Raw genomic sequence first — 15,533 nt, forward strand, 5'->3', positions numbered from 1 at the left:
CGTACTTTGTAGTTCATGAATGGCGCGGGGCAGGCGTGCTGTTGCCGGTTGCGATTTGTTCGTTTTCTTCCGGTTTGCGGAAGCGGAACAACCGCGCTACGGCGCCAAACAGGGGACGGCGGCCTGCCGGTTCGCGTTCAGCGATGGCCTGGGTGATACGGTCCAGAATGATAGCCAGAAGCACGATGGCAATGCCGCCGACCGCGGCGCGTCCCACATCGAGACGCCCCAAACCTTGAAGCACCACGAGACCCAAGCCTTCGGCCCCGATCATCGCCACGATCACGGACATGACCATGGCAGTCAGCACCGTCTGATTGAGGCCTCCCAGGATGGTGGGCGTGGCGAGCGGGAGTTGGATCTCGAAAAGCAGTTGCCCGCTCGTTGCGCCGAACGCCTTGCCGGCCTCCACCATCTCGACATCGACCATGCGGATGCCGAGATTGGTAAAGCGTATGAGCGGCGGGATGGCGGCCACGATGACTGCCACTTCTCCCGGCACCGTTCCAACGCCGAACAACATCACCACCGGGACCAGATAGACGAAGCTCGGCGTCGTCTGCATGATGTCGAGGATCGGCCGGACGATGCTCCAGGCAGTATCGTTGCGCGCGCACAATATACCCGTCGGAATTCCGAGAACGACGCACAGCACGATCGCAGTCGCGATCAGCGCGAGGGTCGTCATCGCTTCGGACCAGACCCCCATGAAGGCGATAAAGATCAGCGCCACTGCGCTGAAGATGGCGACGCCGCGACCGGCAAGACGCCAGGCCAACAAGGCGAACACCGCCACGAAAACGGGAAACGGAAGATCCTGCAGGCCCTGTTCGATGAGCGACAGAAGTCCTTCGACCGGCCATTTGATCGCGAGAAAAAGCGGTCGAAAATGAAACGCCACCCATTCGACGGCCGTCTGGATCCATTTGTCGACAGGAAGAATGTAAAGATCGTCCGGGTTGAACATTGGCGAATGTCTCGATCTAGATGGCCGGCTTTTCGCCGATGCGCGACAGTATCCTCGAGGTTTCGATACTTCCCTCGAAGCGTCCTTCCCGATCGACTACGGCAACCGGACGTTCGGGGCGGCAATGGGCCGCCACTTCGACTAGTTTGTCTTCGCCCGACACAGCGACGTAATCCTGGGATAGCAGCGAATGCGGGCGCGGAGACACCCTCAACTTCTCGATGTCGCCGGTGCGACAGTATCCAAGCAGGCGCCCTTCCGGATCGACAGCGAAACCGCCATCGGGAGCTGGCTCGCCTTCCCGGGTAAAAAGTCCATTCGGCCCGATCACGATCGGCAGGACAGGGCTCATGATCGAAGCGGCGTCGAACACACGCGAGCGATCGACATCGCGCGTGAAGGCGGCGACATAGTCGTTGCCCGGTGCCTGGACGATCTCCTGCGGCGTACCCTCGCGCACCACGGCGCCTTCCGACATGATGGCGATACGGGTGCCTAATTTCAGCGCTTCCTGAAAATCGTGCGTGATGAACAGGATCGTCTTGCGCAGCGTCTGCTGCAGGCGAAGCAGTTCCTCCTGCATTTCGCTGCGAATCAGCGGATCGAGCGCCGAGAACGCTTCGTCCATGATGAGCACGTCCGCTTCCGTGGCCAGCGCCCGCGCCAGACCGACGCGCTGGCGCATGCCTCCACTCAGCGCGCTCGGGCGATGATGCGCCCAGGAAGCCAACCCGACCACGTCGAGGACCTCCATGGCCTTGCGCCGCCGCTCGCGGGCTCCGATGCCTCGCAGCTTCAGGCCGAACTCGGCATTCTCGACCACGGTCCTGTTCGGCAGCAGAGCGAAGTGCTGGAACACCATGGAGATGCGGGTACGGCGCACCTCGCGCAGGCGCGCCTCTCCGATGCCGGTTATCTCTTCTCCATCGATCAGGATACGGCCTGCATCCGGCTCGACCAGCCGGTTGATGCAGCGCGCCAGCGTCGACTTGCCGGAACCGGACAGACCCATGATCATGTAGATCGAGCCGGCGGGAACCGACAGCGAAACATCATGCAGGCCGACGACTTGACCGGTCCGGCCGAGAACCGTTTCCTTCGATTCCCCTTGCGCCAGCAAGCGCAGCGCAGCCTCGGGCGACTTGCCGAATATCTTGTAGAGGTTTTCAATCGTTATGCGGTCTGTCACGCCGATTCTCCACGCCCCCGCTGCGTTTATGCTGTTATCAGTTGCAGCGCGGGGCCGCCATTGCGCCTAATGAACGGACAATCGCGATCAGCGTCTTCCCCCATTGCTGAGGATGCCGGTGCGCTCAAATGCTACGAACAGGAGCATACGGTCGGCAGCGCTGGCGTTATAGCTTGTGTTCCGCATCGATCCGGAGAAAACGCGTGCTGACGGAACTGACGAATCCGGCCCTTGTGGTCGTGGACATGCAGAACGATTTCGTCCGGAAGGGCGCGCCGATGGAGGTGTCGGCGGCGCGTGGAACCATACCGGCGATCCATAAGCTCATGGACGCCTTTCGCGCGAACGGAAAGCCGGTGATTTTCACCCGCTATGTCGCCGATCCGCTCTACCGCCCGCTGGCCCGCAAGCTTGGGTGGATAGGTCTGCTCGACGCTCCGACCTGCGCCTGCGTGCCGGGTTTCATGCGCTCCTATGGAGATGCGGAAGGGATGCTGGATGCCGCGCAGGTGATCGATGAGCTTTTGCCGCTTCCCGGCGAGACGGTGCTCGACAAGATCTATTTCAGTGCGTTCCATGCCACCGATTTCGAAGAGAGACTGAAGGCGCTGAAGGTCGACGGCCTCGTCTTTGTCGGCACCGTGACGGAGATGTGCGTGGAGGACAGCGCACGCCACGCTGTGCATTTCGGCTATCCTACCATTCTCGTGGAGGATGCAGTCTCGTCCAACTATGTTCCGAGCCAGCGGGCGACCCTCGATGCTTTCGCGCGCAATTATGGTTGGGTAATGACCGCCGACGAGGTCGTAGAAACTTTCAGGCTTGGTCAGCTCGCCGCAATCTAGCGTAGCGGCGAGAAGTCGGTCGGAACGAGGATCCGGTTTTCGAGCCCGTCTAGGTTTTCGGTGAGCTTCACGGTGAAAGCCTGCCAGGCGGGATCTTCGGCAAGCCGTTTGCGGCGTTCGGCGCGATCGTTCAGATCGCGATAGCCCCACAGATGCACGACGTGATTGAGCGGCCCGATCTCGGTCTGGAAATAGCCGATGAGATTGCCGAGGATCGGCTGCTGGATCGCCAGACCTTCTTCGCGCACGAGCTGCATATAGCGAGCGAGCTTGCCGGGCTTGATCTTGTAGATGCGCTCCTCGACGATCACCGCTCGACCTTCCCGCCCGTCGCTTCCGCCGCCATTTCCTGGCGCACCGCGCGGGCGACGCGGAACGCCTCCACGCCTGCCGGCACCCCGCAATAGACGGCAACCTGGATCAGTGCCGCGCGCAGCTCCGCATCGCTCAGCCCGTTGCGGATCGCGCCGCGGAAATGCACCTTGAATTCGTGCATGCGCCCCAGCGCCGCCAGCATGCCGAGATTGAGCAGGCTGCGCTGCGCCAGCGAAAGACCGTCTTCGGTCCAGCATTGGCCCCAGCAATATTCGTTCAGCACGTCTTGAAACGGCATCGAGAAATCGTCGGCGCTGGCGAGTGCCGCATCGACGTAGTCGTCACCCAGAACGGCGCGTCGAACCTTCTCGCCCTTGATGCGAAGGTCTTTATCCATGGGCGGTCACCTGATCTGAAAGCAGGAAATCCTGCATGAGGTCGGCGACATCGGCCGGCGCCTCGATGAGAATCGAATGGCGCTTGCCGGGCAGGATCGCCAGTTGCGAGCCGCGAATCCGCTCGTTCATCAGCTTTGCCATGCGCGGATTGGAACCCTGGTCCTCCTCGCCGGTGACGATCAGGGTAGGACAGCGAATCTCACCCAGCTCGTCGCCGAAATCGCTCTCTGCCAGCACGCGATAGGCCGAGGCGTAGCAGTCCGGATCATTGGCTGCGTTACGCGCGCGCAGCGTCGCCATCAGGTCCGGATTGGCCTGCTGAAATTCTTGGCTGAACCAGCGGCTCACCGAGTTGTCGTAATGTGAGCCGGGTTCCCTGCTCTGGAGCATGGAGAGCCGGTTCAGGACGCGCTCCTTCTCCGCCTCGTTGCGTCCGGCGACGGTGGAGAGCAGCACCAGCCGCTCGACGCGGTCAGGATGATCGAGCGCCGCGCGCTGGGCGATCAGCCCGCCGAGGGAAAAACCGGCCAGGGCGAAGCGCGTAAAGCCGACATGATCCGCAAGAAGCAGGAGCTCGCGCATGAAATCGCCGATCTCGTAGCGTCCCTTCACGCGCGCCGAACGGCCGTGGCCGCGCAGGTCGAAGCGCAGGATGCGGAAACGCGGCGCGAGCCGTTCGATCACCCCGTCCCATGCCTCGAGATAGGAGCCGACGCCATGCACGCAGACGAGGCGGCGCGTGCCCGCGCCTTCCAGCCGATAGCGGATGCCGACGCCACCTGCGTCGAACACCGCATCGACCGTGCCGCTCTCCTCTGCCATCGTCACGCGATCGCCCGCGACTTTTGCTTCATCGCATCGCGCTCGCGCGCGGCAAAGACCGGCATCACCTCCTTGATGAAAAGCGAAAGCGACTTCTTCTGGACCTCGAAGGGCAGGTTGAAGGCAAGGCCGAGGCAGAACTGGTCGACTCCTGCGGCTTCATAGACCATGAGCTTCTCGATCACCTCGTCCGGCGTGCCGAAGACAAGGTTGTCGCGGACCGCCTGCGGGTCATATTGGTCACGGTTGGCGACTGCCTCGTAAGGCACGGCTTCGGGGAACCCGTTGGTCACGGTGCCGATGTTCTGGAACAGGTTCTCGAAGCTGCGGCCATAATCGATGCTGCGACGGACCGGCAGTTCCCAGTCGTCCGGCCTTTCATAGACGCAGGTGCGGCGCAGCATCATGAAGCGCGGTTTGGGGACATTCGGGTGGTCGGCCACCGCTTTCTTGAACTTGTCGCCGAGAATGCCGACCTCGGCCACCGGCCGCGACAGAGGCGTGGAAAGGATATTGTGGCCGTTGCGCACCGCCCAGTCGAAGGTGCCGGGATCGCGCGCCGCAACCCAGATCGGCGGATTTGGCTGCTGCAGCGGCTTCGGCACGGAGGTGGCGAGCGGAAAGTTGTAATACTTGCCTTCATGCGCGTAGTCGCCGGCCCACAGCTTCTGCACGGCGGGCACCAGCTCCTGCATATAGGCCCCGCCTTCCTGCTGCGGGATGCCGCCGGCCATGCGGTCGAATTCGTACTGGTAGGCGCCGCGCGCGATGCCGAATTCCAGCCTTCCGCCGGTCAGGTGGTCGCAAAGGGCGGCCTCGCCGGCAAGACGGATCGGATTCCAGTAAGGCGCCACCAGCGTCGCGGTGCCAAGGCGGATGCGCTCCGTATGCGCCCCCCACCAGGTCAGCACCTGGAACGGGTTCGGCGCGATGGTGAATTCGATGGTGTGGTGCTCGGCCGACCAGATCGTCTCGAACCCCCCGGCATCGACCATGCGCACGATTTCCAGGGTGCGGCCCACCACGTCGCGCATATCCGTGTCGGGACTGAACCGCTCCATATGCAGGGCTACGGAAAACTTCATGGCAGTGACCTTTTCGGATGTTTCAGCAGTTTGTTCTGGAAAACGTCAGCGCAGGCGGATGACGAACGGGTCCTGGGTAGCGCCGGAATAATCGAGCACGACATTCTTCAGCCGCGAGAATTCCCGCATGACCTCGAAACCGCCGCGCTTGCCGTAGCCGCTTTCCTTGAAACCGCCGGAGGGCGACATGTAAGCGGCAGAGCGATAGGTGTTGATCCACACCGTGCCGGCATCGACACTGCGGGCGAAGCGCATGGCGCGGTCGATGTCGCGGGTCCAGATGCCGGCGGCGAGCCCGTAATTCGTGTCGTTGGCCAGCGCGATCAGCTCGGCCTCATCGCGGAAGGGCGTGACGCCGACCACGGGCCCGAAAATCTCGTCGCGCATGAAACGCATGTCGTTGCGCGCATCGGCAAGCACCGTCGGTTCGTAGTACCAGCCGCGGGCAAGTGCCTCCTGCTGCGGTCGGCGGCCGCCGACGGCCAGCCGCGCGCCGTCGGCCACGCCATAGCCCACATATTGCTCGACCTTGTCGAGTTGCGCCGCCAGCGCCAAAGGACCCAGCTCGGTTTCGTCATCGGCCGGGTGGCCGATGCGGATGCGCGACGTGCGCTCCACCAGCCGCTCGACGAATTCGTCATAGACATGCGCCTCGACGAAACAGCGGGAACCGGCGATGCAGGTCTGGCCGGCGGCGGCGAACACGCCGGCCACCACGCCATTCACCGCGCGGTCGAGATCGACATCCCCGAACACGACGTGGGGCGACTTGCCGCCAAGCTCCATCTGGCACGACACCAGCCGGCTGGCGGCGTTGGCGGCGATGCGGCGCCCCGTCGCCGTGCTGCCGGTGAAGGCGATCTTGGCGACGTCGGGATGCAGCGTCAGCGCTTCGCCCGCCGAGGCGCCCCTGCCCGTCACCACGTTGAAGACGCCGGCCGGAAAGCCCGCCCGCGCGATCAGTTCGGCAAGCGCGAGGGTTGACGCGGAAGTGTGCTCGGAAGGCTTGACGACGACCGTGTTGCCGATCGCCAGGCAAGGCGCCAGCGTGCCGGTCAAAAGCATCAGCGGCGAATTCCATGGCGAGATCATGCCGACCACGCCGATCGGCTCGCGCAGCGTGAAGTTCAACATGTCGAGTTTGTTGACCGGTATGGTCTCGCCATGCAGCTTGTCGGCCATGCCGGCGAAATAGAGATAACTGTCAGGCGCGGCGCGGAGCTGCGCGCGCATCTCCTTCAGCAGTTTGCCGTTATCGCGCATCTCTATGGCGGCGAGCTCGTCGGCCTGTTCGGCGATCAGCTCGGCCAGACGGCGCAGCAGCTTGCCGCGGTCGGTCTGGGTCAGTCTTCTCCATGCCGGATCGTGGAATGCCTTCTTCGCCGCCGCCACGGCGGTGTCCACATCCTCGGCGCCCGCGTCGGCGACCTCGTACCAGGGCTCGGCATTTGTGGGGTCGTAGCTCGGAATGTAGCGGCCCGATTTCGGCGCCACGCGCTCGCCGCCAATATAAAGATCCTGACGCGACCCTTCGATCGCCTTCATCGTAAGGTCCATCATCTCACCCGTCTGCGGTTTCGTGGTCGACGGCCAGGCCGTTCAGCGTTCGCCAGGGGCGCGGCGCGCCATCGATCATGGCCACGCGGCCGCCATCGCTGGAATCGGCATAGATGCCGAAGCGCGCTTCGCTGCGCTCATGCAGGTAGCGCCGCAGCATCGCGCGAATCTGCCGGACCGGGATGTGCGCCCAGGGCAACTCGTCGGGCGCAAAGAACTTCAGCGAAGGCGACAGTTCCGGCACCGCGCCGCCCTGCCCGGACAGGATGCTTCGATAGACGACATAGCCCGGCTCCTGGTCGGCGACGTCGAACACCGAGTAGAGGAACGCGTCGTCGGAAAGCAGCGCCACGGCGCCGTTCTCGTCCAGGCTGACGATGTCGCCGGCTTTGCGGCGGTTCGCCGTAGGCAGGCCCCAGCCGCCTGCGCCGTCACTGCGCAGCAGGATGCGGCCTTCATGCTCGACCAGATAGCCGATCACCATGCGGCGCGAAGGCGTCCATCCGGGAGGCATCGGGTCCTCGACCGAGGCGAACCGGCCCCGACAGAAACCAAGCGGTGCGGCCGGGCTTGTGCCGAAAGCGCGCACGCGGCCGATCAGGACGACATGATCGCCCGCATCTACCCGGCTATGAACCGTGCAATCGAACCAGGTCAGGCTATCGGAAAGAACGGGTGCGCCAGTATGGATGGCGTCGTGGCTGACCGCCTCGAATTTGGACGCCGATTTGGAGGCGAAGACGCTTGCCACGTCCTTCTGCCGGTCGTGCAGAACGTTCACGGCGAAGCTGTCGCTAGAATTGAACGCAGGAAAGCTGCTCGCCGCCTTGCCGATGCAGACCAGAAGAAGCGGCGGATCGAGCGAGACGGACGTGAAGGAATTCGCCGTCATGCCGCGCGGCAGGCCGTCCTCGTCGCGCGTGGTGACGACGGTGACCCCAGTCACAAAGGTGCCGAAAGCCCGCCGCAACTCGACGGGATCGATCGTGCTCTGCTCTTTTTCGCTCACGGGCAACATGCGCCAGGCCTCTCCAGTTCCGGAAAGGATAGGGCCATGCGCGAAATGGCTCTTCCTGCGGTCCGCAGGAGAGGATGCGGTCAGTCTCCTAGGTGCCGGAGCAGGATTGCCTCAGATCGGGGCATCCTGCGACAGCGTTTCGTTAAGACGGATTGCCAGTTCCAGCGCAAAACGGCGCTCCGGCGTATCGATCTCGATGCCGAACAATTCCTGGATGCGATTCAGTCGATACCGCAGCGTCGTGACGTGAAGGCCGAGTGCGTCGGCGCAGGCCTGGCTGCGGCAACCATGTTCAAGGAACGATGTCAGTGTCTTGATGTAGTCCCCGTGATTATCCTTGTCGTGGCGTATGACCTGGCCGATCGTCATTTCGACGAAGGACCGCACCTCGGCGCTGTCGGCAGCCGAAAGCAGCAAAGGGAACGGGCCAAAATCCTGCGCTGTGAGCTGGCCGGTGCGATTGAACCGAATGGCAAGGCGCACCATTCGTTCGCACTCGCGCCACACCGCGGCATGGTCCTGTATGCTCGAGCAGGTCTTGCCAGTCACCACTATGGGCCTGACGTCGAGGCTCCATTTCGCTTCCTCCACGATCTTGCGCACGAGCGTCTTGATCGCTGCCTCGGTTTCCCTGGAGGAGCCCGGTACCCGGCACAGGATGATGTCGTCGAGCACCGCCGTCACGGGTGCCGGATTCTGCTGCTCGCCCAGCCGTACGATGGATCGATGCAACTCCGGAAGCGGCCGGGCCGAGCCGCCGGTTTCACGCGGAAGCGAAATGGCGATCAGCCTGGCGGGTGCGTTGACCTCTATGCCGAGGCGGCGCGCCCGCGCCGTCAGGTCGCCCACATTCCTCCAGTTGCCCGAGACGATCTCGGCAAACAGCTCGCTCGAAGTCTGGGAATCGCTCCGGAACCGGACATGGGAGCGCATCATCTGCACGCTGAGCGCAAACTTGGCACTCTCGAGAAGCAGGCTGTCGAGACCGTCGGCATCTTCCTGCGGCGGAAACACGATCAAGGCGCCCACCGTCTCGTCATCGACGGTCAGCGGCTCCACCATCGCAGGAGCATCGAGATGCTGCCCGCCGCAATTGAGATAGAGCCTGCTCGTGCCGAGCCGCGTTCCGTCCGCCGCCTGACGAGCGACCTTCAGCAATTGCCGGTTCAGCTTCTTGTCGACCTCTTCGCGCCACGCCGCATCGTCCACGATATCCTTTCGCGGCGAGCGTCCGGCGACGACCAGATTGGCGGTCAGGTCGACCACCACCATCGGGGTCGCCAGAAAGGTCTCCGCCATCGCCGCCGCCGACCCGACCGATCCATCGGAGAGAACCTTGTGCATCAGCGCGGAATGCGCGCTCAGCACGGACTGCAGACGCTCTGTCGCTACACGTTCGGCCCGCAGCCGATGCGCCTTGTCCACGGCGATGGCACCGAGATGCACGATCGTCTCGAGGAAGGAAAGATCGGCCTCGCCGAGTTCGACTATGCTTCGCGACTGAACCGAGAGCACCATGGCGCGCCCTTCCATGTCGCGGCAGCCGAGCGGCAGCACGACGACGGTGCGATAGCCGCGCTGGACGGCCTCTGCCTGATAGCCGGGATATTCCGTGGCGGCCTGTGCATCGCGGATGACGACGGGCTCGCCGCGGGTGAGAGCGGTCAGCGACGGGCTTGTGGCGAGCGTCCAGCGGTCGCGATAGGTTCCGGCCAGGAGGTTGGGATCATGGCGCGTTACCACCAGCGCATCGCCGCTGGCCTCGTCGATGCTCATCACGCCGGCCATCGACCAAATGGTGTGGTGGCAAGCGGCATCGACAAGATGCTGCAGCGTGGTGCTCAGGTCCACGCTGGAGTTGATAAGACTGGCAACGTCGTGCAGCACGCGCGACAGGGGGCGGTCTATGGCCTTCAAGAAAATCCTCCCGATCTCCTCGTCGTCCCTCACATATTAGGAACCTGTCAGCAATAGGGCAGCATTCCGACGCCGGTTTCTCCTCTCTTCCATAGGAAGCCGATGGCCCGGACCTGCCCTAGCGTAGATGCGAACGAAAGACTCGTTTCCGCAGCCAGCATCGATGAAGGAAGGTCATGTCCCTGGAAATCCGCAAGATCGTTCGCCACGTCGAGGAAGTCTTCATCGAAGGCGGAAAGGCGGGACAGCGCCCGGTCACGGCCGTCGCCGTCGCCGCGGTCGTCACCAACCCCTGGGCAGGGCGCGGTTTCGTGGAGGATCTGCGTCCCGAGGTGCTTGAAGCCGCGCCGATACTGGGGCGCGAACTCGTCGGGAGGCTGCTGGAACTGTGCCCGGCCGACAAGGTCGAAGCCTACGGCAAATCGGCCATCGTCGGCCTGGGGGGAGAAATCGAACAGGCTTCCGCCCTGATCCATACGCTCCGTTTCGGAAACATCTTCCGCGACGCCGTGGGCGGCACCAGCTACCTCAACTTCACGAACACCCGCACCCCTGCCGGCGCGATGGTTTCCTTGCCGATGACCCACAAGACGATAGTCGGCCAGCGTTCCCACTTCCTGACCCTGAATTTCTGCATCAGCGACGCACCCGACCGCGACGAAATTCTGGTGGCTATCGGCGCGTCCGACGGTGGCCGCATGCATCCGCGCATAGGCGACCGCTTCCAGGACATGGAGGAGATGGGTATCGCGCCAAAAACGGCGTGAGGCTGGAAAGCGTTCGGCGCGCTGGATATTGCAAATGGCGTACTTCTGCGCCGCTATGAACATGACGAGCGCAGCCAGCATGTCCTTTGCCGTCGCCTTACTCGCGTCCATTACGGTAACGAAGCGGATATCAACTAAGGAGCAAACTCAGTAACTAACAACCTTACATGCTATTGTGCACCGCAAAAAAAGGAATCTGAAAAACACGCCTTCCATCCCGGCGATAAATTGCTACTCTGAATGATCGCATAGCAATCAGGTATAACCGTGAGCAATGCAAGGCATGATCCAATCTGGTTTCGGACTGCCCTTTGACATCAAGAAGCAAGTGGAAACTTCGAGGGATTTCAGTCAAGCCCTCGATGTTCTGATGGACACCGTTGGAGAGTTCGGTTTCACGCAGGTGCTATACGCCTACCTGCCCATACCCCCACAGCTACCAAATGGTGACTGGCTGCCGCTTAAACTGAACGTCCGTAATTTCCCGAAAGGCTGGGAGGACGGCTGGAACAGGTTTATGAAAGTAGACCCTTACTATCGGGCCTGTTTTCAAGGAACTTTACCTATAGATTGGACTCGCGTGCAGGCGAACGGAAATCTTGCCGCGGTCCAGCGAGAAGCGTGCTCTTACTTAAACGATTTCGGCCTTTCGCATGGCATCACTGTTCCGGCCCATCTTCCGTTCGGACGGTTTGCGGTCATGAGCGCTATAGTCGACCGGCAAGACATCGACTGGAATACCATGTTTGAATCTGTGAGAGAGCCTCTTTTCAGATTGATGCATACATTTACGAAATCCATTTTGGATATGAAGTTCGAAAATCAGATAGATACCGTGCGATTCAGCAAGCTTACCAGCCGGGAGCTCGAATGCATGAAGTGGGCTGCAGCCGGAAAAACTTCAGAAGAAACTTCGATCATACTCGGAAGGTCGATTGAGACGGTAAGGCTACATATTAAAAATGCGATCACCAAGCTTGAGGCAACAAACAGATCTCAAGCCGTTGCCATCGCAGTACGTCTTGGACTCATCTGAGAGTTGATACGCGCCTCAAGAAATTTTCTTGAGTTCTGGAGTCATATCGCTAGGTAACGCTGGGCAACCTCAGGGTTCTCGAGATCGTCAGGCGAGATGCGATCAATGATCTTCCCCTTATCCATGACCAAGCAATAATCCGCGACAGATCGTATTAGCTGAAGATTTTGTTCAACGATCATGATCGTCAGCCCTTCCTCGTCCCGGAGGCGACGAATGATCAACCCGATTTCCTGAACGATGTTCGGCTGGATACCTTCGGACGGCTCATCGAACAGAAGGATCTCTGGCCGGCCTGCCAGAATGCGGCCGATAGCAAGTTGCTGTTGCTCACCACCACTCATTGATCCCGCCAATTGCTGCAACCGTTTCTCCAGTATCGGAAAGAACGAAAAAGCCCGCTTGAAATCGGGAGCGGCCGCGTTACCGACACCGGAACCCATTGCCAGATTGCTCGCGACCGTCATTCGCGTGAATATCCCGCGCCCTTGCGGTACGTAACCAATTCCCAGGCGGGCTCTATTGGTGGCACTAAGCTTAGTTATTTCCTTGTTACGGTAGGAGATCGATCCGGACATTGTGGGCAGCGCGCCAATTATCGTCTTGATCAACGTAGTCTTGCCGACGCCGTTACGCCCGATCACTGCGACTATCTCCCCTGATTTGATGTCAAAAGACACGTCATTGATGACGCGGACGGAACCATACCCGGACCTGAGCGCGGAGATTTGAAGCTGCATACTCAATCTTCTCCTCACAAGGTGCCGAGATAGATCCGCCGAACATCGGCATCGGCTGCAATTTCGTCAAAACTGCCTTGGGCAAACAACTTGCCATAGTGCAACACACTGGTTCGCGCGCAAAGGTCGCGAATGAAACCCATATCGTGTTCGATGACAATGATCGTTGTTTTCTGTGCGTTGAGCTGGCGGATGATAGCCGCGGTCTTGTCCGTTTCCTCCACCGACATTCCTGCAGTCGGCTCATCCAAAAGCAGGATTTCAGGATCGAACGCCATCGACATGGCAATGGCGAGCCACTGCTGCTGGCCGTGGGAAAGTTCACGCGCCAAGCGGTGTTCGCTGCCATCGAGACTGACTTGCGCAAGCAGCACCGCGACCCGTTCTGGTATTTGGCGGGCGCTATAGTGGCGACGCAAAGGAATGAACAGGTTTTGGAAAACGGTGAGATCGGCGAAAACCCGGATATTCTGGAATTTCACCGACAGACCGAGACGAGCCCGTTTGAAGGCTGGCAAGTCGGTGACATCACGACCCTTGTAGAGAATTTTTCCGGTCGTCGGCCTCTCGGTCCCCATAAGTATCTTGAAAAAGGTGCTTTTGCCGGCCCCGTTCGGCCCAAGCACGCAATGGACCTCACCTTCAGCGATGGAGAGTGAAAGCCCGTTAAGGGCACGCACGCCGCCAAATACCTTGTGTACGTCGCGCACTTCGAGAATGGGCGACGAGAGCGACGGATGCGTCGGAGCGTCGACCATGTGGATTCTCGCCTGCGCATTCATTGTATCCGCTCCATCTTCGGTAGATTGCAGCCTTGGGTCGGCGGAATAGCTCGCCCGGCAGAGCGGACCGTCCGATTTAGAAAGCGACCGATGATCTTGCCGATACCGGCCATGACACCTTCTGGCGCTGCCATCATCGCAACGATGAGTATGCAGCCAAGCACGAACATGGAAATCTCCCCCCATGCCGACAGTTCTATGGAAATCCAGTTGAGCGCTATGGTGCTCGCGACGACCGACGTCAAATCCTTGCGGCCGCCTACCGCTACCCAGATGACGACAAGAATATTGGCACCTACGCTGAAGCCATCTGGATGAATGTATGTGCCCCAAGCCGTGTAAAGCGTGCCGGCAAGACCAGCGATTGCAGCTGAAAGGCAGAAGACCCCAAGTTGCACGAGGCGCACGTCGTAACCGAAAGTTTCAGCTCTTTCAGGATCCTCCCGAACCGCCACCAGAACGTATCCGAAGCTGGAATTCACGATCCAGCGAAGTGCAAGATAGACGACGATGCCGATGCCGAGCACGAGCCAATAAAAGTCACGACTACGTCCATCGAACTCAAATACGGCTTCGCCGAGCCCCAGAATGATGTTCGGGAGCGAAGGGTCTGAGGCTGTCGCCGGACTAAGGCCGTTCATGCCACCCAGATAAGCAGAACCGATGACATAGCTCGGGTCGGCAGTTTGGCGCATGAATAGTCCGAGAAGCAGAGAAGTCACCAGCATCAGAATGGCGATGTAAACGCCTTTAAGACGGCTGTAGAACATCAGTGCCCCGATCAATGCGGCAAACACCGTCGGCACCAGGATGCCAGCCACCAAAGCCAAGTCGGTGTTGGCTTGGGTTTCGATCAGGTTCATTGCCACGATGCCGAAAGCGTAACCGCCTATGCAGTAGAAGGCAGCCTGACCCAAGCTGAGTATCCCGCAGAAGCCCCAAATAAGACACAGGCTCAGCGCCAGCATGGACGAGATCAAGAAGTTGCTCGCGGTCAATACCTGGTATCGAGATCCGTAGAATGGCAAAAGAACGAGCAACACCACCGCGACCAACCAGCAAAGCCAAAAGAAACGACTGTTGCCTAGGGTTTGCTGACCGTTGAATGCGCGCAAGAAGCGCTGAAAGCCGCTTGATTGCTTTTGCATAGTCACCTCTGCGTCGCGCGTATACGACGCCGCTCTATGAAATCGGAAATGCCGGCTGGCATGAGAAGAAGCGCCAGGAAGGCTGCCGCCATCACCGAGACATAGCCGATATATTCATTGAAGACGTTCGACGAGACCGTCTGAATCCCTGCAAGATACAGCCCCGCATAAACAAGGCCCGCAATCGGACTCGCGCCACCGCCGATCACGACAGTGATGAAGGCCATCGGCGTATAGTTTTGCCCGAAGAACGGTGAAATCGTCGCCGTCATCGCGAACATTGCTCCCGCAATTCCGCCAAGCGCCGAGCCAAGGCCAAAGGTCAAGGTGTACACGCGGCGCGTGTCGACGCCGAGCGCATCTGCCATGGCGGGATTCTCCATCGTGGCCTGCGCCTGCATTCCGAGCTTGGTCCAGCGGAAGATCGCCCAGACCCCTGCGATCAGGCCGACCGCCACGATGAACATGACCACTCGATAAACGCCGAATGCAAACGGACCGACGCTGAAGCTGCCGAGCGGGGTGGGCATGTTCATAATCGAAGGCCCCAGCAGCAATAAGGTGCCTTGGCTGACAACCAGGCTCACTCCCCAGGTCACGACAAGTGAAGAAAGCAGTTGATTGTAGAAGTGCCGAATGACCAGCCGCTCGATGATGACACCAGCCACCCCGGCGCCCAATCCGCCAAGCAACACGGCAACTGGAGCAGGCGTTCCGGCGTGGAAAGCCGTGACGGCGACATAGGCACCGATCATCATCAACTCGCCATGTGCCATGTTGATGACGCCCATCATCCCATAGATGATGATTAGGCCCACACCGGACAGGATCAGGAAGCTGAAGTTATCGAAATACTGATATATATAGCTTATTATCTGGCCAAGAATATCCACGGCGACCTCCGTACCTACGGGCAAGCGAAACGATCAGATCGTGTGCCGAAGTAG

Annotated in this window: 15 protein-coding genes and 1 pseudogene; 3 read left to right on the forward strand and 13 right to left on the reverse strand. The window is 60.6% G+C overall.

The window, feature by feature from the left end:
• Positions 1-13: 13 nt before the first annotated feature.
• Positions 14-967 (reverse strand): proline/glycine betaine ABC transporter permease, encoded by a 954-nt coding sequence (locus QU595_RS17025; RefSeq protein ID WP_315924025.1) that lies wholly within the window; start codon positions 965-967, stop codon positions 14-16.
• A 16-nt stretch (positions 968-983) separates the two neighbouring features.
• Complete coding sequence (locus QU595_RS17030; RefSeq protein WP_315924027.1) at positions 984-2,156, reverse strand: glycine betaine/L-proline ABC transporter ATP-binding protein; 1,173 nt, start codon at positions 2,154-2,156, stop codon at positions 984-986.
• Between the two features lie 203 nt (positions 2,157-2,359).
• On the opposite strand from QU595_RS17030, the gene QU595_RS17035 reads away from it, so the two are divergent.
• Complete coding sequence (locus tag QU595_RS17035) at positions 2,360-3,001, forward strand: cysteine hydrolase (protein WP_315924029.1); 642 nt, start codon at positions 2,360-2,362, stop codon at positions 2,999-3,001.
• On the opposite strand, the gene QU595_RS17040 is transcribed toward QU595_RS17035, so the two are convergent.
• The 7 genes from QU595_RS17040 to QU595_RS17070 form a co-directional block, all read right to left on the reverse strand.
• Entirely contained in the window at positions 2,998-3,312 is a 315-nt protein-coding gene (locus QU595_RS17040; RefSeq protein WP_315924031.1) for an NIPSNAP family protein, read from the reverse strand. The genes QU595_RS17035 and QU595_RS17040 overlap by 4 nt on opposite strands.
• The gene (locus tag QU595_RS17045; RefSeq protein WP_315924033.1) at positions 3,309-3,713 is read right to left on the reverse strand and encodes a carboxymuconolactone decarboxylase family protein; all 405 of its coding nucleotides are present in this window, start codon (positions 3,711-3,713) and stop codon (positions 3,309-3,311) included. Before QU595_RS17045 ends, QU595_RS17040 begins: the two co-directional genes overlap by 4 nt.
• The gene (locus QU595_RS17050) at positions 3,706-4,536 is read right to left on the reverse strand and encodes an alpha/beta hydrolase (RefSeq protein WP_315924515.1); all 831 of its coding nucleotides are present in this window, start codon (positions 4,534-4,536) and stop codon (positions 3,706-3,708) included. The genes QU595_RS17045 and QU595_RS17050 overlap by 8 nt, the downstream gene beginning before the upstream one ends.
• 2 nt (positions 4,537-4,538) lie before the next feature.
• Complete coding sequence (locus QU595_RS17055) at positions 4,539-5,621, reverse strand: LLM class flavin-dependent oxidoreductase (RefSeq protein WP_315924036.1); 1,083 nt, start codon at positions 5,619-5,621, stop codon at positions 4,539-4,541.
• 45 nt (positions 5,622-5,666) lie between these two features.
• Positions 5,667-7,178, reverse strand: coding sequence for an aldehyde dehydrogenase (locus QU595_RS17060; RefSeq protein ID WP_315924517.1), 1,512 nt, complete (start codon positions 7,176-7,178; stop codon positions 5,667-5,669).
• Between the two features lie 4 nt (positions 7,179-7,182).
• Positions 7,183-8,196, reverse strand: coding sequence for a flavin reductase (locus QU595_RS17065; RefSeq protein WP_315924039.1), 1,014 nt, complete (start codon positions 8,194-8,196; stop codon positions 7,183-7,185).
• Positions 8,197-8,307: 111 nt separating this feature from the next.
• Positions 8,308-10,113, reverse strand: a complete 1,806-nt coding sequence (locus QU595_RS17070) for a helix-turn-helix domain-containing protein (protein WP_315924041.1) — start codon at positions 10,111-10,113, stop codon at positions 8,308-8,310.
• 176 nt (positions 10,114-10,289) lie between these two features.
• Between QU595_RS17070 and QU595_RS17075 the strand changes: the two genes are divergently transcribed.
• Together QU595_RS17075 and QU595_RS17080 are read left to right on the forward strand one after the other, a co-directional pair.
• Entirely contained in the window at positions 10,290-10,880 is a 591-nt protein-coding gene (locus tag QU595_RS17075; RefSeq protein WP_315924042.1) for an amino acid synthesis family protein, read from the forward strand.
• A gap of 274 nt (positions 10,881-11,154) precedes the next feature.
• Positions 11,155-11,916, forward strand: coding sequence for a LuxR family transcriptional regulator (locus QU595_RS17080; protein ID WP_315924045.1), 762 nt, complete (start codon positions 11,155-11,157; stop codon positions 11,914-11,916).
• A gap of 41 nt (positions 11,917-11,957) precedes the next feature.
• On the opposite strand, the pseudogene QU595_RS17085 reads toward QU595_RS17080, so the two are convergent.
• The 4 genes and pseudogenes from QU595_RS17085 to QU595_RS17100 all read right to left on the reverse strand — a co-directional run.
• Positions 11,958-12,599 (reverse strand): annotated as a pseudogene (locus QU595_RS17085) (ABC transporter ATP-binding protein); the annotation flags it as partial.
• A 71-nt stretch (positions 12,600-12,670) separates the two neighbouring features.
• Positions 12,671-13,438, reverse strand: a complete 768-nt coding sequence (locus tag QU595_RS17090; RefSeq protein ID WP_315924049.1) for an ABC transporter ATP-binding protein — start codon at positions 13,436-13,438, stop codon at positions 12,671-12,673.
• Positions 13,435-14,586 carry a branched-chain amino acid ABC transporter permease gene (locus tag QU595_RS17095; RefSeq protein ID WP_315924051.1) on the reverse strand — a complete coding sequence of 384 codons (1,152 nt, stop codon included), beginning with the start codon at positions 14,584-14,586 and terminating at the stop codon, positions 13,435-13,437. Before QU595_RS17095 ends, QU595_RS17090 begins: the two co-directional genes overlap by 4 nt.
• A gap of 2 nt (positions 14,587-14,588) precedes the next feature.
• Positions 14,589-15,479, reverse strand: a complete 891-nt coding sequence (locus QU595_RS17100) for an ABC transporter permease subunit (RefSeq protein WP_315924053.1) — start codon at positions 15,477-15,479, stop codon at positions 14,589-14,591.
• Positions 15,480-15,533: the final 54 nt, after the last annotated feature.

The organism is Mesorhizobium sp. SP-1A (assembly GCF_032460275.1).
Taxonomy (GTDB): Bacteria; Pseudomonadota; Alphaproteobacteria; order Rhizobiales; family Rhizobiaceae; genus Mesorhizobium.